Source organism: Fructilactobacillus frigidiflavus (genome assembly GCF_044054575.1).
GTDB classification, from domain to species: domain Bacteria; phylum Bacillota; class Bacilli; order Lactobacillales; family Lactobacillaceae; genus Fructilactobacillus; species Fructilactobacillus frigidiflavus.
The window spans coordinates 1-23,523 of record NZ_CP168716.1; the positions used below are offsets into that span (position 1 = coordinate 1).

Annotated in this window: 15 protein-coding genes, 2 tRNA genes, 3 rRNA genes and 1 other annotated feature; of the genes, 2 read left to right on the top strand and 18 right to left on the bottom strand. The window is 39.6% G+C overall.

Annotated elements, in window-relative coordinates; translation table 11 throughout:
• The 11 genes from rrf to ACEPSS_RS00175 form a co-directional block, all read right to left on the bottom strand.
• Nucleotides 1-111, bottom strand: a 5S ribosomal RNA gene (gene rrf / locus ACEPSS_RS00125).
• An 81-nt stretch (nucleotides 112-192) separates the two neighbouring features.
• Nucleotides 193-3,108 (bottom strand): 23S ribosomal RNA (locus ACEPSS_RS00130).
• A gap of 168 nt (nucleotides 3,109-3,276) precedes the next feature.
• Nucleotides 3,277-3,349: transfer RNA gene (locus ACEPSS_RS00135), tRNA-Ala, on the bottom strand.
• Between the two features lie 27 nt (nucleotides 3,350-3,376).
• Nucleotides 3,377-3,451, bottom strand: a tRNA-Ile gene (locus tag ACEPSS_RS00140).
• 94 nt (nucleotides 3,452-3,545) lie between these two features.
• Nucleotides 3,546-5,122: ribosomal RNA gene (locus tag ACEPSS_RS00145) — 16S ribosomal RNA — on the bottom strand.
• The 16S, 23S and 5S rRNA genes sit together here with 2 tRNA genes alongside, the layout of an rRNA operon.
• 345 nt (nucleotides 5,123-5,467) lie before the next feature.
• Nucleotides 5,468-7,531, bottom strand: a complete 2,064-nt coding sequence (locus tag ACEPSS_RS00150) for an LTA synthase family protein (protein WP_395319100.1) — start codon at nucleotides 7,529-7,531, stop codon at nucleotides 5,468-5,470.
• A gap of 31 nt (nucleotides 7,532-7,562) precedes the next feature.
• A complete protein-coding gene (locus ACEPSS_RS00155; RefSeq protein WP_395319102.1) occupies nucleotides 7,563-8,576 on the bottom strand; it encodes a lysylphosphatidylglycerol synthase transmembrane domain-containing protein in 1,014 nt (337 codons plus the stop codon).
• Nucleotides 8,560-9,615, bottom strand: a complete 1,056-nt coding sequence (locus tag ACEPSS_RS00160) for a glycosyltransferase family 4 protein (RefSeq protein ID WP_395319103.1) — start codon at nucleotides 9,613-9,615, stop codon at nucleotides 8,560-8,562. The genes ACEPSS_RS00155 and ACEPSS_RS00160 overlap by 17 nt, the downstream gene beginning before the upstream one ends.
• 3 nt (nucleotides 9,616-9,618) lie before the next feature.
• The gene (locus ACEPSS_RS00165; protein WP_395319105.1) at nucleotides 9,619-10,794 is read right to left on the bottom strand and encodes a glycosyltransferase family 4 protein; all 1,176 of its coding nucleotides are present in this window, start codon (nucleotides 10,792-10,794) and stop codon (nucleotides 9,619-9,621) included.
• A 124-nt stretch (nucleotides 10,795-10,918) separates the two neighbouring features.
• Nucleotides 10,919-11,185, bottom strand: coding sequence for a phosphocarrier protein HPr (locus ACEPSS_RS00170; protein WP_395319107.1), 267 nt, complete (start codon nucleotides 11,183-11,185; stop codon nucleotides 10,919-10,921).
• A gap of 101 nt (nucleotides 11,186-11,286) precedes the next feature.
• Nucleotides 11,287-11,481: a hypothetical protein gene (locus tag ACEPSS_RS00175; RefSeq protein WP_395319109.1), complete on the bottom strand. Its 195-nt coding sequence runs from the start codon at nucleotides 11,479-11,481 to the stop codon at nucleotides 11,287-11,289.
• Nucleotides 11,482-11,644: 163 nt separating this feature from the next.
• Here ACEPSS_RS00175 and ACEPSS_RS00180 point away from each other — a divergent pair, with 163 nt between their 5' ends.
• Complete coding sequence (locus ACEPSS_RS00180; protein WP_395319111.1) at nucleotides 11,645-13,639, top strand: ATP-dependent Clp protease ATP-binding subunit; 1,995 nt, start codon at nucleotides 11,645-11,647, stop codon at nucleotides 13,637-13,639.
• Between the two features lie 80 nt (nucleotides 13,640-13,719).
• Entirely contained in the window at nucleotides 13,720-14,547 is an 828-nt protein-coding gene (locus tag ACEPSS_RS00185; RefSeq protein WP_395319113.1) for a MucBP domain-containing protein, read from the top strand.
• A gap of 29 nt (nucleotides 14,548-14,576) precedes the next feature.
• On the opposite strand, the gene argH is transcribed toward ACEPSS_RS00185, so the two are convergent.
• From argH to ACEPSS_RS00220, 7 genes are all read right to left on the bottom strand, one after another.
• Complete coding sequence (gene argH / locus ACEPSS_RS00190; protein ID WP_395319115.1) at nucleotides 14,577-15,950, bottom strand: argininosuccinate lyase; 1,374 nt, start codon at nucleotides 15,948-15,950, stop codon at nucleotides 14,577-14,579.
• A complete protein-coding gene (locus tag ACEPSS_RS00195) occupies nucleotides 15,950-17,161 on the bottom strand; it encodes an argininosuccinate synthase (RefSeq protein WP_395319117.1) in 1,212 nt (403 codons plus the stop codon). The genes argH and ACEPSS_RS00195 overlap by 1 nt, the downstream gene beginning before the upstream one ends.
• Nucleotide 17,162: 1 nt before the next feature.
• Entirely contained in the window at nucleotides 17,163-17,906 is a 744-nt protein-coding gene (locus tag ACEPSS_RS00200; RefSeq protein WP_395319119.1) for an amino acid ABC transporter ATP-binding protein, read from the bottom strand.
• On the bottom strand, nucleotides 17,899-19,350 hold the full coding sequence (locus ACEPSS_RS00205; protein ID WP_395319121.1) for an ABC transporter substrate-binding protein/permease: 1,452 nt from the start codon (nucleotides 19,348-19,350) through the stop codon (nucleotides 17,899-17,901). Before ACEPSS_RS00205 ends, ACEPSS_RS00200 begins: the two co-directional genes overlap by 8 nt.
• Nucleotides 19,351-19,407: 57 nt before the next feature.
• Nucleotides 19,408-19,635, bottom strand: a binding site (T-box leader).
• 114 nt (nucleotides 19,636-19,749) lie between these two features.
• Nucleotides 19,750-20,292, bottom strand: a complete 543-nt coding sequence (locus ACEPSS_RS00210; RefSeq protein WP_395319123.1) for a biotin transporter BioY — start codon at nucleotides 20,290-20,292, stop codon at nucleotides 19,750-19,752.
• Nucleotides 20,293-20,453: 161 nt separating this feature from the next.
• Entirely contained in the window at nucleotides 20,454-21,875 is a 1,422-nt protein-coding gene (locus ACEPSS_RS00215; protein ID WP_395319125.1) for a C69 family dipeptidase, read from the bottom strand.
• Nucleotides 21,876-21,896: 21 nt separating this feature from the next.
• Nucleotides 21,897-23,474 (bottom strand): peptide chain release factor 3, encoded by a 1,578-nt coding sequence (locus tag ACEPSS_RS00220; protein ID WP_395319127.1) that lies wholly within the window; start codon nucleotides 23,472-23,474, stop codon nucleotides 21,897-21,899.
• Nucleotides 23,475-23,523 lie beyond the last annotated feature (49 nt).

Consider the following 23,523-nt stretch of genomic DNA (forward strand, 5'->3'; position numbering starts at 1 on the left):
CAACGTCCTATCCTCGCAGGGGGCGATCCCCCAACTACTTTTGGCGTGCTGAAGCTTAACTTCTGTGTTCGGCATGGGAACAGGTGTATCCTTCAGGCTATCGTCACTACACTATGTTTCTGAGAAATTTGTTCTCTCAAAACTAGATAATATCATATCTTTCCGAAAATGTCCATTGTATCTTCATTCTACTTGGTTAAGTCCTCGACTGATTAGTATTAGTCCGCTTCACGTATCACTACGCTTCCACTTCTAACCTATCTACCTGATCATCTTTCAGGAGTCTTACTTCCATATAGGAATGGGAAATCTCATCTTGAGGCGAGTTTCACACTTAGATGCTTTCAGCGTTTATCTCATCCATACATAGCTACTCAGCAATGCGCCTGGCGGCGCAACTGATACACCAGCGGTATGTCCATCCCGGTCCTCTCGTACTAGGGACAGCTCCTCTCAAATTTCCTGCGCCCGCGACGGATAGGGACCGAACTGTCTCACGACGTTCTGAACCCAGCTCGCGTACCGCTTTAATGGGCGAACAGCCCAACCCTTGGGACCAACTACAGCCCCAGGATGCGATGAGCCGACATCGAGGTGCCAAACCTCCCCGTCGATGTGAACTCTTGGGGGAGATAAGCCTGTTATCCCCAGGGTAGCTTTTATCCGTTGAGCGATGGCCCTTCCATATGGTACCACCGGATCACTAAGTCCGACTTTCGTCCCTGCTCGACCTGTATGTCTCGCAGTCAAGCTTGCTTTTGCCTTTACACTTTAGGAATGATTTCCAACCATTCTAAGCAAACCTTTGAGCGCCTCCGTTACTGTTTAGGAGGCGACCGCCCCAGTCAAACTGCCAACCAGACACTGTCTCCGCGCACGATCAGTGCGCAGGGTTAGAGTGTTCACATAACAAGGGTAGTATCCCACTGACGCCTCCACCGAGACTAGCGTCCCGGCTTCTATGGCTCCTACCTATCCTGTACAAGTTATGTAAACACCCAATATCAAGCTACAGTAAAGCTCCATGGGGTCTTTCCGTCCTGTCGCGGGTAACCTGCTTCTTCACAGGTATCTTAATTTCACCGAGTCTATCGTTGAGACAGTACTCAAATCGTTACGCCTTTCGTGCGGGTCGGAACTTACCCGACAAGGAATTTCGCTACCTTAGGACCGTTATAGTTACGGCCGCCGTTTACTGGGGCTTCATTTCGGTGCTTCGCCGAAGCTAACACTTCCACTTAACCTTCCAGCACCGGGCAGGCGTCAGCCCATATACTTCATCTTACGATTTTGCATAAACCTGTGTTTTTGATAAACAGTCGTTTGAGTCTTTTCACTGCGGCTGGCCGTGAGGCCAGCACCCCTTCTTCCGAAGTTACGGGGTCATTTTGCCGAGTTCCTTAACGATAGTTCTCTCGCTCACCTGAGGATACTCTCCTCGACTACCTGTGTCGGTTTGCGGTACGGGTAATTAATTACTAACTAGAAGCTTTTCTCGGCAGTGTGACGTCAGATACTTCTCTACTTAAATTTCGATCCTCATCATCGCTTGTCAACGCGCTTAAAAGCATTTGACTCTTAAACTGACTTACGATTTGAACACACATTTCCAATCGTGTGCATATCTTAGCCTACTGCGTCCCTCCATCGTTCAAACATAATTAACTAGTACAGGAATCTCAACCTGTTATCCATCGCCTACGCTTCTCAGCCTCGGCTTAGGTCCCGACTAACCCTGGGTGGACGAGCCTTCCCCAGGAAACCTTAGTCATTCGGTGGATCAGATTCTCACTGATCTTTCGCTACTCATACCGGCATTCTCACTTCTAAGCGCTCCAGTAGTCCTTACGGTCTACCTTCATTGCCCTTAGAACGCTCTCCTATCACGCAACATAGTTGCGTCCGCAGTCTCGGTAATATGCTTAGCCCCGGTAAATTTTCGGCGCAGAATCACTCGACTAGTGAGCTATTACGCACTCTTTAAATGATGGCTGCTTCTGAGCCAACATCCTAGTTGTCTATGCAACTCCACTTCCTTTTCCACTTAGCATATATTTAGGGACCTTAACTGGCGGTCTGGGCTGTTCCCCTTTCGACGATGGATCTTATCACTCATCGTCTGACTCCCGGACATAAATCAATGGTATTCGGAGTTTATCTGAACTCAGTAATCCTAGATGGACCCCTTGCTCAAACAGTGGCTCTACCTCCATGATTCTAATTCCGAGGCTAGCCCTAAAGCTATTTCGGAGAGAACCAGCTATCTCCAAGTTCGTTTGGAATTTCACCGCTACCCACACCTCATCCCAGCACTTTTCAACGTACACGGGTTCGGACCTCCGGTGCGTATTACCGCACTTTCATCCTGGACATGGGTAGATCACCTGGTTTCGGGTCTACGGCAACATACTAATACGCCCTATTAAGACTCGCTTTCGCTACGGCTCCGCTTTTTCGGCTTAACCTTGCATGCAACTGTAACTCGCCGGTTCATTCTACAAGAGGCACGCCATCACCCATTAACGGGCTCTGACTGCTTGTAGGCACATGGTTTCAGGAACTATTTCACTCCCCTTCCGGGGTGCTTTTCACCTTTCCCTCACGGTACTGGTTCACTATCGGTCACTAGGTAGTATTTAGCCTTGGGAGATGGTCCTCCCAGATTCCGACGACGTTTCACGTGTGTCGCCGTACTCAGGAACCTGAACTGAGGGTATTTGATTTCGTTTACGAGACTATCACTCTCTTTGGTGTAGCTTCCCAACTACTTCAACTATCAAATACTTTTGTAACTCAAATGTTCAGTCCTACAACCCCGAACCACAAGGGTTCGGTTTGGGCTGTTCCCCGTTCGCTCGCCGCTACTTAGGGAATCGAAATTTCTTTATATTCCTGTGGGTACTTAGATGTTTCAGTTCCCCACGTCTGCCTCTGCATAGCTATGTATTCACTATACAGTGACCAGTCATAACACTGGTCGAGTTTCCTCATTCGGAAATCTCCGGATCAAAGCTTACGTACAGCTCCCCGAAGCTTATCGCAGTTAGTTGCGTCCTTCATCGGCTCCTAGTACCAAGGCATTCACCATGCGCCCTTATTAACTTAACCTATAATCCGATGGATTATAAATTATTTGAGTTTTAGCGATTAAAACTAATTAAAAAACTCAAAAATAACACAATGGTTATTTCTCGGTTCAATTATATAAAAATATAATTATTACAGAAAATAATATTATCTAGTTTTCAAAGAACAAAATTGACACAATAGTGTCAATGGAGAATAGCGGGATCGAACCGCTGACCCCCTGCTTGCAAAGCAGGTGCTCTCCCAGCTGAGCTAATTCCCCATAATATTCAAAACCGATTCCTCGGTATGGGCCTAAGTGGACTCGAACCACCGACCTCACGCTTATCAGGCGTGCGCTCTAAACCAGCTGAGCTATAGGCCCAAAAAAGCGAATACTATGAATATGTATTTAAGAGTAGATACTCTCAAAACTGAGCAAGATTTTGATTAATGTAAGGTTCCGAATTATTCCTTAGAAAGGAGGTGATCCAGCCGCAGGTTCTCCTACGGCTACCTTGTTACGACTTCACCCTAATCATCTGTCCCACCTTAGGCGGCGGACTCCTAAAAGGTTATCCAACCGACTTTGGGTGTTACAAACTCTCATGGTGTGACGGGCGGTGTGTACAAGACCCGGGAACGTATTCACCGTGGCATGCTGATCCACGATTACTAGCGATTCCAACTTCATGCAGTCGAGTTGCAGACTGCAATCCGAACTGAGAACGACTTTAAGAGATTAGCTTGACCTCGCGGTTTCGCAACTCGTTGTATCGCCCATTGTAGCACGTGTGTAGCCCAGGACATAAGGGGCATGATGATTTGACGTCGTCCCCACCTTCCTCCGGTTTATCACCGGCAGTCTCTCTAGAGTGCCCAACTTAATGCTGGCAACTAAAGACAAGGGTTGCGCTCGTTGCGGGACTTAACCCAACATCTCACGACACGAGCTGACGACAACCATGCACCACCTGTCATTCTGTCCCCGAAGGGAACGTCTAATCTCTTAGATTGGCAGAAGATGTCAAGTCCTGGTAAGGTTCTTCGCGTAGCATCGAATTAAACCACATGCTCCACCGCTTGTGCGGGTCCCCGTCAATTCCTTTGAGTTTCAACCTTGCGGTCGTACTCCCCAGGCGGAATGCTTAATGCGTTAGCTGCGGCACTGAAAGGCGGAAACCTTCCAACACCTAGCATTCATCGTTTACGGCATGGACTACCAGGGTATCTAATCCTGTTTGCTACCCATGCTTTCGAGCCTCAGCGTCAGTTACAGACCAGATAGCCGCCTTCGCCACTGGTGTTCCTTCATATATCTACGCATTTCACCGCTACACATGAAGTTCCACTATCCTTTTCTGCACTCAAGTTTATCAGTTTCCGATGCACTTCTCCGGTTAAGCCGAAGGCTTTCACATCAGACTTAATAAACCGCCTGCGCTCCCTTTACGCCCAATAAATCCGGACAACGTTTGCCACCTACGTATTACCGCGGCTGCTGGCACGTAGTTAGCCGTGACTTTCTGGTTAGATACCGTCATACCGTGAGCAGTTACTCTCACAGCTGTTCTTCTCTAACAACAGAGTTTTACGAGCCGAAACCCTTCTTCACTCACGCGGCGTTGCTCCATCAGACTTTCGTCCATTGTGGAAGATTCCCTACTGCTGCCTCCCGTAGGAGTATGGGCCGTGTCTCAGTCCCATTGTGGCAGATTACCCTCTCAGGTCTGCTACGTATCATCGCCTTGGTGAGCTATTATCTCACCAACTAGCTAATACGCCGCGGGTCCATCCAGAAGCACTAGCACAAAGGCCAGCTTTGAAACAAGAACCATGTGGTTCTTGTTGTTATACGGTATTAGCATCTGTTTCCAGGTGTTATCCCCTTCTTCTGGGCAGGTTACCCACGTGTTACTCACCAGTTCGCCACTCAGTCGGATCCAAAATCATCTTGGTGCAAGCACCAAGAATCAAATGGGCGACTTCGTTCGACTTGCATGTATTAGGCACGCCGCCAACGTTCGTCCTGAGCCAGGATCAAACTCTCATTTTAGAATGAGAACTTTACTAGCTCTTATTTATTTGTTTTTGCAAATTGACATTGCATATTTGTTTAATTTTTAAACTAAGTTCAAAAATTATCCTTACACTTTATTGTAATCAAAATCTTGTTCAGTTTTCAAAGATCTACTCGTCGTATCAAATAATTTCCTCTCATTTGACAACTTAATCATTGTATAATAATTAGAATTCATTGTCAACAAAAACTTTTAATCTTTTTTGTTGAAGAAAACTAAATCATCTCAACGACAAATATAATCTTACCAAGTGAAATCATTTTCGTCAACATCTTTTTTCAAAAAATAAAAAAAGATGCCCATTCGGCATCTTTTTCAATTTATTTAAGTTCTGGTGCATCCGTTTTAAAGTCATCAACAGTTGATTTACCACCATTTTCGTCAACCAAATCTGTCTTTTTCTTTTTATCTTCAGCTTTAAGCTGTTTCAAGGCAGCCTTTTTATTATAGTCAATCGATTTCTTCTTAATATCTTTATAGCCCTTCATTTTATGGAAGCGAAGTAAATCCCCATAAACTACTTTATCAGAGTTCTCTAACGAATCATCAACATATTTTTGAATGATGTCAATTGTCTTTTTCTCGTCTGCATTAGGATGAATTTCTTGTCCAGTAGCAGTGTTATAGATAGTTCCCCCAACTTTAGTGTATTGTTTCGAAACGAAATCCCCATTTCGGAACGGCACAATTTGTTGGTTTTGACTACTCAATAGATCATGCCCAAATTGGACCATGTCATTATTTTTAACGCCTAAAAGGTGTAACAAAGTAGGTAATACATCAATTTCTCCACCATAAGTGTGGTCAACATGTCCATCTAAATTACTTCCATTAATCATAAATGGTACTTTTTGGAATTGAGCTAAATCATATTTATCAACGCTCTTCTTCCCTAATAATTTAGCAATGGCTGGACGGTGATTATTAGAAATCCCATAGTGATCACCATACAATACCACGACACTATTTTTAGCCAAGCCACTCTTTTGAAGATAATCCTCAAATTCGCCGAATGATTGATCTAAATAATGAGCCGTTTGGACATATGGATCAACGGTATTATCCCCAGTTGTTGTTGCTGGGAAGGAAGTATTTTGTTTATCTAATTCGTATGGATAATGGTTAGTTAATGTAATTAACTTAGCATAAAATGGTTGTGGCAATTGTTGAATGTACGGAATTGACTGCTTGAAGAAAATCTTGTCTTTCATCCCATAACCAACGTTGTATTCTGGCTTAGTTTTATAATATGCATCACTAAAGAAATAATCATATCCCCATGATTTATAGGCATTATTTCGGTTCCAAAAGGTTGGTACATCCCCATGAAAGGCTGCACTGGTATAGCCATCTTCTTCATCAAGAATGGAAGGAGCGGCTTGATAAGTATTTTGCGCCCCATAACTAACCATGGCAGAGCCCTGTGGCAAGCCATACAATGAATTTTCTAGCATCATTTCAGCATCCGAAGTTTTTCCTTGGGCTACTTGGTGATAGAAATTATCAAATGCAATCGTGTGTTGATTATGGTAGAACTTATTAATATTTGGGGTAACTTCTTTACCATCAACTTTATAATCAATTAAAAATTGTTGGAAACTTTCCAAGTGGATAATAAAGACGTTTTTTCCTTTTTCTTTACCAAAATACTGAACATTGGGGCTAACTTGATTTTGGTTAATGAATTTTTCAACCCCTTTCAGGTCAGATGCTTTAGCGTTCGCCCGCGTAGCACTTTCCTGATGGTTTTGATAAATGTTAAAGGCCGCATATTCGTTCAAACCTAAATATTTAACGATGTAATTATTATCAAACGTTCTGGTTAACAAACCTGAGCGATCTGCGTTGGCAACATTATATTCTGCAAACATTAATCCAAACGAAAGAATCGTAATCAAAAAAGCATACCGTTTTTTAAACGGCTTTTTATCAATTTTAATTACTTTAAATAATAATAATAAAATCAAAATTACAATATCTGCATAAGCAATGAAATCGCCCGGACGCAAGATTTGTACAAAACTCTTCCCTAAATTATTTTGGACATCACCCGTTCCTTTAATAATTCCCATCGAAAGAAAATCAGAAAATTCACGATAATACAAAATATTAGCAAAAAGCCAAGTTGATTGTAAAAAGTCAATGATTAACATTAACCAGTACGATAACTTGCCCCTAAAATACAAAGCAATGCCAAATAACAGCAAGGCTGATGGAATCGGATTAACCGCCAATAAAAAGTTCTGAATTCCTCCAGAAACTCCTAACGTAAAATCCGTCCGATAGGCAAGATACGTTTTAAGACAAAATAACACTACAACCAATGTAAAAAATCCAAAAGTCGTATTAAAAAAATTTCGAATGCGCTTTAAGCTGTTAGACATTCCTTTTTCCTCCAAAATAATCTCTTATAACTCATTTTTCATGCTTGCTTGGTTTTTCTAACAAGGCAAACAAGCCTAAGACGAGCCCAACGTAATAGGTAAGAATCCGCCACAAAATCATGGCTACTGCTAGCTTACTACTACTATGGATGTAACTTCTAAATAACATTTCAAAGCTATACTCTGCTCCTCCTGCTCCACCAGGAATCGGAAACATTGAGATTACTAAGAAAATTAGGACATTCAAACTGGTAACCATCATCACGTTTGCATTGTTGCATCCTAAAGAACGCATCACGAAATACGGAATCAGATAGTAAAAAAGTAATTGAAAAAAGGTTAGCACAAAAACTTTGGCTAATAATTTCCATTGATGCCCGATTTTAACACTTTCTGCATAGAATGAATCAATCTTTTCATTAATGATGATTACCCAGTTTTGATAACGTTCTGCTTTCACAAACCATTTTAGCGGTTTAATCATAAAATTAATCATTCTTTTGGTAAATTGGTGCCAATACATCACCATTAAAAGCCCAACGATGACCACTAAATGAATCAAAAAGCCAAATAATACCAACCATGCCAATGCATGTACTTTATCAATCAAGTATTCAAAGCCAATGATTAAACTAATTATAAAATTAAGTACAATCATAATTTGGTAAACCACAAATTTCATCAATAAGGCCGACGTTGCTTTTCCGGCCTCTACTCCCGACTGCATCAAAACAATTAATTGGGCGGGTTGTCCTCCAGATGAAAAAGGAGTAATCCCGTTAAACAATTGTTCAATTAAAGGCACCCGAATCGCATCATGAAAGGTAAATGTGGGGTTACTACTATGCACTAATAAATAGGTAATTACCGTTTCAAAAAAAAGATAAGCCAAAATGCAGCCGCCCGCCACTAACAACCAGCCGAGATTAATATTAGTTAGATCGTTGATTAAGACCGAAAACTGGATATCACGCAATGCATACCAAGAAATAAATAGTCCAATTGCGATTACTAATAAAAATGATAACTTATTTCTTTTTGACATTAATTTGTCCTTTCGCTCGTCCAAGCTTAGCCTGTTCAGTGTAAAATTCCCGCCAAATTTCAGCTAAATGAGCTTCTGAATAGTAGGTAGAAGCTGCTTCAGACTTTTTTTCATAAGTTTGTAACAGTTCAGGACTAGCTGCCATCTTTTTCAAAGATTCATCCATCTGGGCTACATTATCTGCCGGAACATAGTAGCCCCCAATAATTTCTTGATAAAGCTCTAAGTTACGCAGGATTACTGGAATTCCACAAGAAAAGGCCTCCAATACTGACATTGGAAACAACTCATTAAAGGATGGCAATAAAAAGACATCCGCTAAATCATAATAATCAACTAACTTATCCCGATCGACAATGCCTGGGAAAACTAAATTAGCTGGTGGACTCTCTACTAGTTTTTTTAATGCTTCGTAGCCTGCTGTCATTGCCCCAAACGAAAAGCCCCCGACCCAGATAAATTGAAAATCTGGGTTTTGTCGCGCTAATTTAGCGAAGTCTAAGACCCCCTTGCGCGTTTGGACTTGACCCGTACAAACCACTGTAAATTTGTGGGGATCGAAATTATATTGCTTTCGTAATTCAATTTTCGTTTCAGTACTAACAGGATGAAACTCATTTTTACTAACAAAGTTGGGAATATACGTAATGTCTGCTTTTTTTATCCCATATTTTTCTAGTTTGGGAATAAAAGTCGGATTAACTACCACAATCTCATCCATGCGTTTATAAAAATCAATCACATATTTATAAAACAACTGCCGAAATGGAGCCGGAATATTGAGACTCTCATCTAAAGTTTCTGGTAAAAAATGAACATAACCAATTTTGCGGCCCCGCTTTTTAGAAAAAGTGGATAAGTAAAAAGTGGGATTAATCGTATGATAGTGACTAATATCAGCTTGATTATATTGATTAATTTCAATTTCAAATTGGTCAGGAAATTTTTCTTTTAACATCCGTACCAATTCCGTATAAGCGCTTCCCACTCCCTGACCTTTAACTTTGGTAGCGGTGGAAAACATATCAATTTTTAACATTCACTACTCCTCGTCGTCCTCTTCTACAGATGCACTATCGTAATTATTCAAGGCATCATCATAAAAAGCGAGTATTTGATCAACAAAATAAACGGCTGAAATATCGTGTAGCTTTTGTTTTCTTAATGCTACGTTATTTGGATAAGCTTCCGGGTGTTTTAAATAAAGCACCACATCATTCACAAATTCAGCTTCTGAATTAAAAGTCATTCCCAAAGATTTGTCGTTGACTAGACCATCAGTATACGGACTAGTTGCGACAACTACTTTGGTTCCAGCTGCCATCGCTTCAATGTAAGTTAGTCCTTGTGATTCGGACTCAGAAGTCGAGACAAACACATCAGCCATTCGATAATATTGGTTAACATCATCATTATCAATCTCACCCGTAAAAATTACTGAATCGGTTAAACTTAATGATCGAACTTGTTGTTTCAAATCAGCTTCAGCTGGCCCTTGGCCCACAATCACTAATTTAGCAGCTGGAACTTGCTTTAAAATGCTTGGAAACGCATCAATTAATTCGGAAATGTTTTTTTCATACGCTAAACGACTAACTGATAACATTACGGGAGCATTAGCATCAATTCCTAAGTTTTGACGCACGTCGATTTGACTAGGCTTTTCATAATGAGCAACGTTGATTCCGGTTGGAATAATCCGAATGGGACTTTTAACGCCATAACCAGTTAATTTATCTAGCACTCGTTTACTAGGCGAAACAATCCCGTTAAGATGGTGACAAAAATAAAGCGTTCCTTCCTTAACGTGAATTGGTTTCAAGAGATGTCCATTAGCTACGTAATGTAAGTAATCTTCGTACATCGTATGATAGGTATGAATACAAGGAATATTCAAATTTTTAGCTACAAATTTTCCAATCATTCCCATCGAAAATTCAGTTTGCGTATGCACAATATCTAAATGTAATTTTTTAGCAATTTGGGTTGCTTGAAATAAGCCCCGCACTGCAATGCGCCGTTCCGTAAATGAAATAAAAGGAATGCTTGAAAACCGATAAATATGTTCATCCTGTACTTCATGAGCATTCGGATCAGTCGTTGTAAAGATATAAACATTGTTTCCACGCCGTTCTAACTCATCTTTAAGGGTCTTGATTGAGGTTGCTACCCCACTAACTTGGGGAAAATATGTATCCGTAAATAGTCCAATATTCAAGTTACTATTCATCCTTTCAATTTGAGCTAAACAAATGTAATTATATGGTTAAAAAAACTACTTTGCAAATTATGAAAATAAATAAAAAGAGCTGCCGCAGCAACTCTTTTTTAATCGTTAAAGATTAATCGATTAAGCCTTCATCTTTCATGGTTTGTGCAATTGCATCAAGGGCTTCTTTCGCATCGTCACCTTCAGCAGTAATGGTAATTACTGCATTTTGGCCGACTCCAAGTGACATAACCCCCATGATTGACTTAAGGTTAACTGTTTTATCTTCGTATTCTAATGTGATGTTCGCGTTAAATTTGCTTGCAGTTTGAACTAAGAAAGTAGCAGGACGAGCGTGAATACCGGTTTCTGCTGTAATTTTGAATTGACGTTTTTCCATAATAAACGCACTCCTTTTAATTTACCTTTTTATACTTTAAGGTTACCAATAACTAATTTAAAATACAAGTTTTTACAGCTTGTATTTTGGGAATTTAAGAATTAATTATCATTATCATAATGATAGACTACAATTCCCTGATCACCAGCTGTTCCAATTATTCGTTTACGGGTCTCGTAATCCATAAACGCTTGTTGGAAAAGAAAAAATTCAGCTGGCTTAATCGTGAATTCCTTGATTTCTCCATCACGAAGTTGATTCAATAAAGCTGTATAATCTGATTTTGTTTTATCCAAAAAAGACCCCCATGTGAAAACGTTTTCTTATTAATTCTACCATAAAATGTTAAATAATAATTAACAGTCGCTTTACTTGAAACCACATTATCGGTGAGTATAATTAAATTTACATAGTCAGCAATGGTCAAACTAGCTAACATTTATGAAGGAGGTTTTGAAGATGGAAGGACAACAAGGAGCTTATGGATTCGGTAATATCGACGATCTCCTCCGCTCAATGCAAATGAATGGTCCCAAGAATCCTGGAAGTAACGGGAAAAACAACGGGATCATTGCACAATATGGAACTGATTTAACTAAATTGGCCCGTCAAGGAAAACTCGATCCTATGATTGGCCGTGAAAAGCAAACGGCACGGGCCATCGAAGTTTTAAATCGTCGTTCCAAAAACAATCCCGTCTTAATTGGTGAAGCTGGGGTTGGTAAAACAGCGATTGTAGAAGGCCTTGCCCAAAAGATTGCCGATGGAACGGTCCCCCAAAAACTTCGTAATAAAAAAATTATTCAAATTGATATGGTTTCCATGATTCAAGGAACAGGAATTCGGGGACAATTCGAAAAGAAGATGCAAGCACTTATCAAAGAGGTTAAAGCTGATAAAAACTTAATTCTTTTCATTGATGAAATTCACGAAATTATGGGTGCAGGAAATTCTGAAGGCGGACTTGATGCAGGGAACGTTTTAAAACCCGCACTTGCTCGTGGTGATTTCCAATTAATCGGTTCAACTACCCTTAAAGAATATCGTGATATTGAAAAAGATTCCGCCTTAGCTCGTCGTTTCCAACCAATTATGGTTGAGGAGCCAACCACTGAACAAGCAATTAAAATTTTAAAAGGACTTCAAAAGAACTATGAGGATTACCACATGGTTCACTATACCGATGACGCGCTTAAAGCAGCAGTCACCCTTTCAAATCGTTATATTAATGATCGTTTCTTACCCGATAAGGCCATTGACTTAATGGATGAAACGGGCTCAAGAAAGAACTTAACGCTTAATATTATTGACCCGAAAGCAATTGATCAAGAAATTGCCGAAGCCGAAAAACAAAAAGAAACGGCCTTAGATAAAGAAGACTACGAAACGGCAGCTTTCTACCGTGATCGGGAAAAACAACTTCAGCAGCAAAAAGCTAACCTGGCTCAAGAAAAAGCAAAAAATAATACCGTTACTGAACGCGACATGCAACAGGTTGTGGAAGAAATTACTAATATTCCAGTTGCTAACCTTGAAGATCAAGAAAAGGGTAAACTTAAAAACCTTAATCAAAATCTAGAACAGCATGTCATTGGCCAAAATCAAGCCGTTGATAAAGTAGCAAAAGCCATTCAACGGAATCGCGTTGGTTTCAACAAGACTGGTCGTCCAATTGGTTCATTCTTGTTCGTTGGACCAACCGGAGTGGGTAAAACCGAACTTGCTAAACAATTAGCTGAACAACTCTTTGGTTCAAAAGATGCCATTATTCGTTTTGATATGTCAGAATATCGAGAACCGCAATCAATTGCTAAATTAATCGGGGCTGCTCCGGGATATGTCGGCTACGATGAAGCGGGTCAACTAACCGAAAAAGTTCGGCGTCACCCTTACAGTTTAATCTTGTTAGATGAAGTTGAAAAAGCGCATTCCGATGTACTTCACGCGTTCTTACAAGTTTTAGACGATGGTCGCCTAACTGATTCACAAGGCCGAACGGTTTCATTCAAGGATACGGTTATTATCATGACTAGTAATGCCGGTGCTAATACTGGTGCAAACGTTGGTTTTGGTGCTGAAGCAGATGAAAATACTCATTCGGTTTTGGATAAACTCAGCGCTTACTTCAAACCGGAATTTCTCAATCGCTTTGATGATATCATCGAATTTAATTCACTAAATAAACCGGAATTACACCAAATCGTTGGCTTACTTTTAGACGATATGACCAAGAATTTAACGCAACATGATTTAACTATTCAAATTAATGATGACGTTAAAGATCAATTAGTTACTTTAGGCTATAATCCTGCGATGGGGGCTCGCCCACTTCGTCGGGTCATTCAAGAACAACTTGAAGATCAAATCGCTGGCTATCTTTTAGATAATCCTAACTTAAAACATTTAACTGCTAGTTTGGATCAAGAGCACAACATTAAAATTAGTGCTCAATAATTAAAATGCTACTTACTGACAAAATCAGTGGGTAGCATTTTTAGTTTAATGTTAAAATTAAACTACTATCTTTGGAGGTTATGATGTTGTTTACTTTGTTCAAAAAATTATTTAAACGAAATGTTTCCGTGACTCGACCACCGAAACATTTTTCTCGCACAATCGTTCAAACTGAAAGAACGCAGCCCGTCTTAGAAAATAACCTTAAAAAACAACCTGATGTAGCACCTCAAGTTCGGAAAACTCAAACGCTGGTCACCAAAACCCCCGCTACCGTATTAGTTAAATTTATTGATAAGCAACAAAAAGAGTTGCGTCCCCAATTGATTTTGAAGGGCTTTCTTGGTGATTCGTTAAAATTAACCATTCCTAATTTATCGGGCTATCTGTTACAAAAAATTGATGGAATGAGTTCGAAAATTAGTGCTCCTAAACAAACAATTACCGTCCATTATCAAAGCGCCCTGGGGCAGCCAGTGATGATTTATTGTTTTGATTACGATACTAATCAATTATTAGGGAATCCCCAATTTATGACTGGACCGCTCACTCAAAATTATCACGTTCCTCTCCCCAAAATTGCTGGCTATCAACTTCATTTTTCAATTGGCAACCAAACCGGGACTTATACTCATGAACCCCAAACCGTAATCTTATATTATCGCCGTAATGATTGGAAAATTGTCCAACCAGTTAACTATCTGGTCAAAATCAAAGCTTCTACACTCGTTTATCAAGATCCCATTACACAAACTCAGTATGATTTTAAATTGCCAACGGGTTCAGTTTGGAAAGTTTTCAAAGAAGTCCAGACTAACCAAGGAACGTGGCTTTCCCTGGGTGGTGCAGAATGGGTCAAACAAGACTACGTCAACCGGATCAATGATCCCATTAAAAAAATCAACTAAAAAAAGCATCCGTTGGGATGCTTTTTTAGTTAGATTAATTTTTTCGCATTTTCAATTTGAAGTTTGACTTGGTCAAAGCCGGTTCCGCCAAATGAATTTCGTCTGGCAACGGCTGTTTCTGATTGTAACTCTGGATAAACGTCGTCTTCAATCAAATCACTTCCGGTTTTCAACTCAGCTAGTGGCATGTCTTGTAAATTTTGATGAGTTTGAATCCCATGCAAGACTAATTTTCCCACTAACGCATGAGCTTGCCGGAATGGTAATCCTTTCACGGCTAAATAATCTGCTAATTCAGTCGCGTTTGAATAATCATTTTCGGTGCTAGCTTTCATCGTTTGATCATTTACTTTTAAGGTCTCAATCATGCCCGTAAAGATTTTCAAAGACGGAACAATCGTTTTCAAAGTATCAAAAACGCCTTCTTTGTCTTCTTGCAAATCTTTATTATAAGCTAATGGAATTCCTTTTAAAGTCGTCAATAATCCCATTAAATTACCATAAATCCGACCAGTTTTTCCTCTAATTAATTCCACCATGTCCGGATTTTTCTTTTGGGGCATAATTGAACTTCCAGTAGTGTAGCCATCACTTAGTTCCAAATATTGAAATTCCTGACTCACCCACATACTAATTTCTTCGGAAAAACGAGATAAATGCATCATTAAAATCGCACTATTACTTAAAAATTCAATGGCAAAGTCTCGGTCAGACACGGCATCTAGAGAATTGGCATAAATATCACTAAAACCTAATTCCTGTGCGGTAAATTCCCGATCAATTGGGAAAGTGGTTCCCGCTAAAGCAGCCGCCCCTAAGGGAGAAATATCAGTGTGCTTTAAATTAAATTCAAACCGTTCCTTATCCCGTTGCAACATTTGAAAGTAAGCCATTAGATAATGCGCATATGAAATTGGTTGGGCATGTTGTAAATGTGTATATCCGGGCATAATCGTCGTCACGTTTGCTTCAGCCAACTTTAATAAGGCTTTTTGTAAGTTCGTGATTTCTTCAATAACCACCGGAATCCGTTTTTTAACATATAAATGAAAATCAGTGGCTACTTGATCATTTCTGGAACGAGCCGTGTGGAGTTTCCCAGCGACTGGTCCGATTCGATCAGTTAAAATGCTTTCGATATTCATATGAATATCTTCATTTTCGACGGAAAATTCAATTTTACCAGCTGCTAAATCCTTTTGAATTGATTCCAGTCCGGTAACAATTTGGGCAACGTCGCTTTCGGCTAAAATTCCAGTTTTGCCTAACATTTTAACGTGGGCTAAAGAACCTTCGATATCTTCAGCAGCCATCAATTGATCAAAATTAATCGAGGCCCCAAATTGATCGACTAAGGCGTTCGTTTCGGCTTGAAAACGACCACCCCACAATTTGTCGCTCATTAAGCTTCACCATCCTTGTTTTTCGTTTTAACTTGGTTAGCAACTTCAGTTGGAAGTCCCCAGAGTTTAATGAATCCTTTTGCTGCTTCTTGATCAAATGAATCTGAAGAAGTGTAAGTAGCTAAGTCTTTATCGTATAAACTATCTTTAGCTTTCCGACCTAAAATGATAATGTTTCCCTTAAATAATTCGAGTTTGATGGTTCCGTTAACCACTTTTTGTGATTGGGCAACAAAAGCTTTTAAAGCTTCCATCAAAGGTGAGAACCATAATCCGTTATAGATTAATTCACAAATCTTTTTATCAATCAATGGTTTGTAGTGACCTAAGTCCCGTTCTAGCACAATATCTTCTAGTTCTTCATGGGCTTTAATTAAAACCGTTGCGGCTGGTGCTTCATAAATTTCTCTTGATTTAATTCCGACTAACCGGTTTTCAATGTGATCAATTCTACCAATTCCATTTTCGCCCGCAATTTCATCTAATTTTTCAATTAAAGTGGCAAATGACATTGCTTCACCGTTTAATTTAACGGGAATTCCATTTTTAAATTCTAGTTCAATTTCAGTTGGTTGATCAGGTGTATCTGCAATTGCCTTAGTGAGAGCATACGCATCTTCGGGAGCAGCAACCCATGGATCTTCCAAAATTCCAGCTTCGTTAGCTCTTCCCCAAATATTAGAATCAATTGAGTATGGTGAGTCTAAGTCAATTGGAATTTCAATGCCATGTTCTTTAGCATAATCAATTTCTTCTTCTCTAGCCCAGTGCCAGTCCCGAACTGGACTTAATACTTCAATGTTTGGTGCAAGGGCATGAATCGCAACTTCAAACCGAACTTGGTCATTTCCTTTACCGGTACAACCATGAGCAATGGCAGTAGCACCTTCTTTTTTCGCAACTTCCACTAATTTTTTCACAATTAATGGTCTTGATAACGCAGAAGATAAAGGATAAACGCCTTCATATTTTACGTTGGCTTGTAAAGCTAATGATAGGTATTCGTCGGCATATTCTTCTTTACCGTCAATTACGTAGGCTGCTACTGCCCCAGTTTTAAGGGCTTTACTCTTAAGGTATTCGGGATCTTTAGCTTCCCCAACGTTAATACAACAAGCAACCACGTCGTAACCTTGATCTTTTAACCATGCAATTGCAACTGATGTGTCTAATCCACCTGAATAAGCTAATACTACTTTTTGTTTTTCCATTTTAATCACCTATAATCTTTCCAATAAATTCTTTAGTTCTATCTGCTTGGGGGTTGTCAAAAATCTCTTGGGGGGTGTTTTTTTCTTGAATGTAACCATCTGCCATAAACCAAACTTGGTCAGCAACTTTTTTAGCGAAGCCCATTTCATGGGTTACTACTAACATCGTCATATTTTCATCAGCTAGTTCTTTCATAACGGCTAATACTTCTCCGACCATTTCGGGATCTAAAGCACTAGTTGGTTCATCAAAAAACATTACTTTGGGGTTCATCGCAAGGGCTCTGGCGATGGCCACTCTTTGCTTTTGTCCCCCCGATAAGCTAGCGGGATAAGCATTCGCTTTATCGGCCAAACCAACTCTATCTAAATATTTCATTCCAATTTTTTCTGCCTCGGTATCGCTTAAATGTTTAACTCTCATCGGAGCTAACTTTAAGTTTTCGATCACAGTCATATTGGGAAATAGATTGAAGTTTTGAAAGACCATTCCAATTTCTTCACCTAACTTACTAAGTTCTTTTTCTGACATTTGTGCTAAGTCTTCGTCATTAAAGAAAACTTCACCGTCCGTTGGCTTTTCTAATTGGTTAATGCATCTCAATAAGGTACTTTTCCCTGATCCAGAAGGTCCAATGATACAAATTACTTCCCCTTCGTGAACCTCGCCGTTGATATCTTTTAAAACATGGTTCTTATCATAACTTTTTTTAACGTTTTTTAATTCAATAATTGGTTTAGTCATGGTTCATCTTCCCTTCCAAATAATTTAATCCTCTAGTTAAGGCAAACGTAATTACAAAGTAAATTACCATTACCACGACAATTGGGGCAACTCCACGGTAAGTATCAGCTCTAACCACGTTTAGTTCGTAAACTAAATCAGTCACTCCAATAATTGAAACAATTGAACTTTCTTTGATGACTGAGATAAATTCGTTTCCTAAAGCTGGCCAAATGTTCTTAAAAGCTTGGGGCAAGATTACAAATCTTAATGAATCTGACTTGCTTAGTCCTAAACTCTTCGTTGCTTCAGTTTGTCCTTTATCAATTGAGGCAATTCCCCCTCTGATAATCTCACAAACATACGCCGAACTATTTAACGTCACTGCGATAATCCCGGCAATTAATGATGGGATGTTAATGATGACCCCTAAACCAAAGTAAATTAGTAAGACTTGCACCATCATTGGGGTTCCTCTAACCACTTCAACATAACTAATTGCTGGCCAACTCAAAAGCTTAAACTTACTCATCTTCATTAAAGCAAGGATTACCCCTAAGATAATTCCACCAATTACTGCCAGTACAGAAATTAGTAAGGTATGCGTTAAGCCATCATAGAAGTACTTCCAGTAATGAAGCATTGAAGTATCAGCTGTATTAACTTTCATGTACTTACCAGCTGAAGCTAAATATTTTGGCATCAAATTATCTTTGTTGATTTGATCAATGGCTTGGTTAACCGCATCTTTCAATGAATCGTTTCCCTTAGCCATCGCAATTGCGGAACCAGTATCTTTTTTATCAATCTTGTAATCGGCAGAAATCATTTTCAAATCAGGATCATTGTCAACATAAGCTTGACCAACTGGTTTTTCGACCCCAACGGCAGCCACTTTGTTCGTTTTTAAAGCTAAGATTAAATCAGTGGTTTTATCCATTCCCACGTTTTTCGAATCTTTTAAATCTTTTTTCGCTAGTTGTTGTTGTAAGGTTCCCGTTTGGGTTCCCACTTTTTGGCCTTTTAAAGCATTTTGATTTTTGTACTTTTCGGCATCCGCTTTGTTAATTAAAAATTTCTGCCCACCGTAGTAATAGATTTTAGAAAAATCAGCATTTTGTTGTCTTTCCGGAGTTGGGTTAATTCCTCCAATGGCCATATCGGCTTTTCCGGTTTGAACTGCGACTAGTAAAGCGGTAAAGTCCATGTTCTTAACTTCTAACTTCACGCCTAAGTCTTTGGCAATTTGTTTAGCAATATCAATGTCAATTCCGACATCTTCTGACTTTCCGTGTTTATTAACCTGAAATTCAAAGGGTGGATAGTCCGGTGAGGTAACCACCTTTAGGACTCCTCTATCTTTAATGCTTTGTAAGGAACTATCAGCATGTACCGTACCTGATATTCCAATTCCTCCCAGAAATAAACCAATACATAAAAATAAAGCTTGTAAAAACTTCTTCATTTCCCCATCTCCCTTAATAAAATTTTTCAACAAAAAAAGCGCCCATTAGTCATTTGACTAAAGGACGCTTGTGCGCGGTACCACCTTAATTATGCTATCAATTTGATAACATCTCTCACAATCCAGCTTCGAATCGTTGGCTCTGTAATGGGAGCACCCAGTATGGTTTTGATCGCATACAACTTCTAGGCGACGTTCATTTAAAAGAGCTTCTGATATTTCGCACCAACCAATATCTCACTGGATCACTCTTGAAAATTACTACTTCCTAGTTAACGTTTTGTTTTTAACTTGTAATTATCATAGCATGAATAATTAAAAAAACAACCCTTTTTTATAAAATAATTCGTAATTTGGCAATTATATCTACCAGTCCTGTTTGATTGTTCTATTTTTAGACTATTCTGAAATCTTAATAATCTTCATTTTGTGGAGTTTGTCAGCTAGCAAGGCCACAATTACCGCTTTGACAATATCTCCCGGGAAAAACATCACCGTCGACATTAACGCTTTCATCATGGGCATGTGGATGATAAATGATAGGGAAATCGCCCCAATCAAATTCATCACTAGCATCCCCCCAATTAAGTTAGCTACTAAGTATTTCATAAAATTAAGTTTCCCTAGTTTTTCTAAGAGCCACCCAATCGCAAAGGTACTCACTGGCCAACTTAATAAATATCCGGCAGTGGGTCCAAGAAAAACTCCGAAGCCCCCGCGACCACCAATTAAAAGTGGCATGCCAACGGCCACTAATAAAAGAAAAATCAAGACACTAATTGTTCCTAATTTTTTCCCTAACAATGATCCCGCTAACATCACGGCCATGGTTTGAAAAGAAATCGGTACTGGTATTACTGGAACTGCAATTGGTGGAACTAAGCTAAATGCTGCAATGATAGCAATCATCACACTACAATAAGTAATTTCTTTAAGTTTCACAATCATTTTCTCCTATCTAGTTAATACCTTAATTCTCACATAATTAAGGTATTATCCCTAGAGGTAACTTAACGAAGTCCATGAATTCAAGCTTTCGCGACTTACAAAATTATTAATCTGTAACTAAAAACAGCTGACCATTGCTAGTCAACTGCTTAATTTTATAAATTTTTATCCATGTCGTACGTTAATTTTGAAAGTGTCAAACCTTTACTCATTAGTTCATTCATGAATTTGTGAACCCGAGTGCGCATTTCGGCAACTAAGTTTTGATTTTGTTTTTGTAAAAAGGCCGATACATCTGCTGGTTTCAAGTTTTCAGCTTGATTAATGGTGTTTTCCACATGAGTTAAAAACATTTGGTCATTGGCCGTCTTAAAATCCCGATCTTGTTGAATGAAATGACTGTAATGCGATTCCACAATCATTGATAATTTCCGATACATCCAGTAAGCACTGGTATCGTCCATCTCTAATGGGGTCGTCTCATAAGTTGGATCAGTGGCATTCACATTCGCAAAGAACGGAACGTAGGGACTAAAAGCAGGAACCCCAAAGTTTAACCACATAATTGTAGAAATTTCTGGTTTAACATCATTTCTGATTTGTAAAACGTGGGAATTTTGCGTCCGATTCATTGCAATGGGACGGAACTTCGTTTTCAAATCTTCAGGACCTTTCCCCAATGGATCATATTCAGTTTCGTTGTAATGAGACCCTAGAATATACTCAACATCTGTTACCTTAATCTTTCGATTAGCTTTACAAATAAAGGGCATGTCAGCAGAAGTGGGGCTTTGTACCATGTCAGGAGTTAGGTAACGTTGACCATACCAGACTCGAGGCGTGTTATAGTGACGATCTTTTTCGTTACTCGTGCCAAAAATGTGTCTAAAGTTAAACACATTTTCATCTGGATTTAAATGATATTTTTCCACAAATGCTTGAATCCCGTCTGAATACATAAAGTTATCAGGGTCATCAAAATCAACGTCTTGAATGGCAACTTGGTTAGCAACGACGGCACAAGCATCATCTGGAATCCGTTGGGCTACCCAATGATGTCCCGTGACAATCTCCATGTACCAAACTTCGTCATTATCGCTAAACATGACTCCATTACCTTCCGGAGAACCATATTCCTTAATCAATTGACCCAGGTACTGCACTCCGTCTCGAGCTGAATCAATGTAAGGTAAGACCATTGATTGTAAAGAATCTTCCGCGAGTCCGTTTGCGACCCAAGGATCATGAGCCAAGGTACTTAAATTACCATAAACACTTTCGGTGGCACTCATGGCCACGTGTTTTTGGTTAAAGCCACTTTCAGCATAAACCCCTTCTTTAACAACATCCGCATTCGGGGTTAACAACATCCGATACCCACTTTTAGGCATGGGTGCTGTAAATCCATTTTGGTTTGATTTCCAAACCTTAGTTTCGTTTTCGTAAGCTGGTTGAACAATAAAACGTTGGGGAGTTAATGGCAAAAAGGTATCGTCATTTCTGGCAATCATCGTTGAACCATCAATACTAGCGTTCTTTCCGACCATGACACTGGTACATGCTGATAAATGTTCCATTTTAGTACTCCAATCCAAAAATTATAATTTAGCCGTTAATTTCACGTCTGGATACTTACCTTTGAACCACCGTTCTGCAAATTGATTTTCAAATAAGAATAACGGATCATCATTTGTATCGCGGACCAAAATGTTCCGTGATGATGACATCTTTTCATCCAGTTGTTCGGGATCAATCCACCGGGCAATCTTCGATCCCATGGGTTCCATTAAAACATCCGAATTGTATTCGTTTTGCATTCTGAATTTAAAAACTTCAAATTGAAGTTGACCCACGGCTCCTAAAATATATTGTCCCGTAGAATAAGTCGTGTAAAGCTGAATGGCTCCTTCTTGAACCAGTTGCTTAATTCCCTTGTGGAAAGATTTTTGTTTCATGACATTTTTCGCAGAAACGCGCATAAATAGTTCAGGCGTAAATTGAGGAAGTTTTTCAAACGTCACTTCGTCTTTCCCTGTATAAATCGTATCACCAATTTGGAAGTTACCGGTATCATAAAGCCCGATAATATCTCCTGCCACAGCCGTTTTAACGTTTTCACGAGTGTTGGCCATAAATTCGGTCACGTTTGATAACCGGATATCCCGTTTAGTTCGATCTAACGTAACATCCATCCCTTTTTCAAATTTCCCAGAACAGATTCTGACAAAGGCGATTCGATCCCGATGATGCGGATTCATATTGGCTTGAATCTTAAAAACAAAGCCCGAAAATTTTTCATCAATTGGTTGAATTTCTTTATCTTGTAACGTTTGGTGTTGACCAGGAGCTGGGGCCATTTCTAAATAGGCATCTAAGAAAGTCTGAACCCCAAAGTTAGCTAAGGCTGATCCAAAGAAGACCGGGGTTTGATCACCATTGGCAATCTTATCGGGATCAAATTCGTTTCCGGCCTCAGAGATTAAATCCATTTCTTCTTTGGCATCATCATAAATATCGTCGCCTTCGAGTTGGTTAGCTTCTTTGATGTTTCCTTCATCATCAAGCGGTAGGAAATGACGGCCTTCTACCCCTGGTTCAAATAATTCAACCCGGTGATTATGCCGATCATAAAGCCCCTTTAAAATTCGACCCGAACCAATTGGCCAGTTCATCGGATATGCTTCAATTCCCAATACTTCTTCCAATTGACTCACCAATTCCATTGGTTCCCGACCATCACGATCTAATTTGTTCATAAAAGTAAAAATGGGAATTCCCCGCATTTTACAAATTTGGAAAAGTTTCTTGGTTTGGGGTTCAATCCCCTTGGCCGCATCAATAACCATGACCGCCGAATCCACTGCCATCAAAGTCCGATAGGTATCTTCTGAGAAATCCTCATGTCCTGGCGTATCCAAAATGTTAATTCGTTTACCTTCGTAATCAAATTGCATCACAGAACTCGTAACTGAGATTCCCCGCTTTTGTTCGATTTCCATCCAATCTGACTTGGCAAAATTACCGCTTTTACGGGCTTTTACGGTTCCGGCTTCTCGCACAATTCCCCCAAACAAAAGTAATTGTTCTGTAATTGTCGTTTTCCCGGCATCCGGATGGGAAATAATGGCAAACGTCCGTCGTTTACCTACTTCTTCATTTAATTTTTTATCACTCATTTAAATCCTCCTAATGGGCTTTACTAACGATTAACGCAAAAAATCCGGA

Excerpts from the sequence above, each read along its gene's own strand:
- ACEPSS_RS00150 (WP_395319100.1), bottom strand. The coding sequence starts at position 7,531 with ATGTCTAACAGCTTAAAGCGCATTCGAAATTTTTTTAATACGACTTTT.
- ACEPSS_RS00155 (WP_395319102.1), bottom strand. The coding sequence starts at position 8,576 with ATGTCAAAAAGAAATAAGTTATCATTTTTATTAGTAATCGCAATTGGA.
- ACEPSS_RS00160 (WP_395319103.1), bottom strand. The coding sequence starts at position 9,615 with ATGTTAAAAATTGATATGTTTTCCACCGCTACCAAAGTTAAAGGTCAG.
- ACEPSS_RS00170 (WP_395319107.1), bottom strand. The coding sequence starts at position 11,185 with ATGGAAAAACGTCAATTCAAAATTACAGCAGAAACCGGTATTCACGCT.
- ACEPSS_RS00180 (WP_395319111.1), top strand. The coding sequence starts at position 11,645 with ATGGAAGGACAACAAGGAGCTTATGGATTCGGTAATATCGACGATCTC.
- ACEPSS_RS00185 (WP_395319113.1), top strand. The coding sequence starts at position 13,720 with ATGATGTTGTTTACTTTGTTCAAAAAATTATTTAAACGAAATGTTTCC.
- argH (WP_395319115.1), bottom strand. The coding sequence starts at position 15,950 with ATGAGCGACAAATTGTGGGGTGGTCGTTTTCAAGCCGAAACGAACGCC.
- ACEPSS_RS00195 (WP_395319117.1), bottom strand. The coding sequence starts at position 17,161 with ATGGAAAAACAAAAAGTAGTATTAGCTTATTCAGGTGGATTAGACACA.
- ACEPSS_RS00200 (WP_395319119.1), bottom strand. The coding sequence starts at position 17,906 with ATGACTAAACCAATTATTGAATTAAAAAACGTTAAAAAAAGTTATGAT.
- ACEPSS_RS00205 (WP_395319121.1), bottom strand. The coding sequence starts at position 19,350 with ATGAAGAAGTTTTTACAAGCTTTATTTTTATGTATTGGTTTATTTCTG.
- ACEPSS_RS00215 (WP_395319125.1), bottom strand. The coding sequence starts at position 21,875 with ATGGAACATTTATCAGCATGTACCAGTGTCATGGTCGGAAAGAACGCT.
- ACEPSS_RS00220 (WP_395319127.1), bottom strand. The coding sequence starts at position 23,474 with ATGAGTGATAAAAAATTAAATGAAGAAGTAGGTAAACGACGGACGTTT.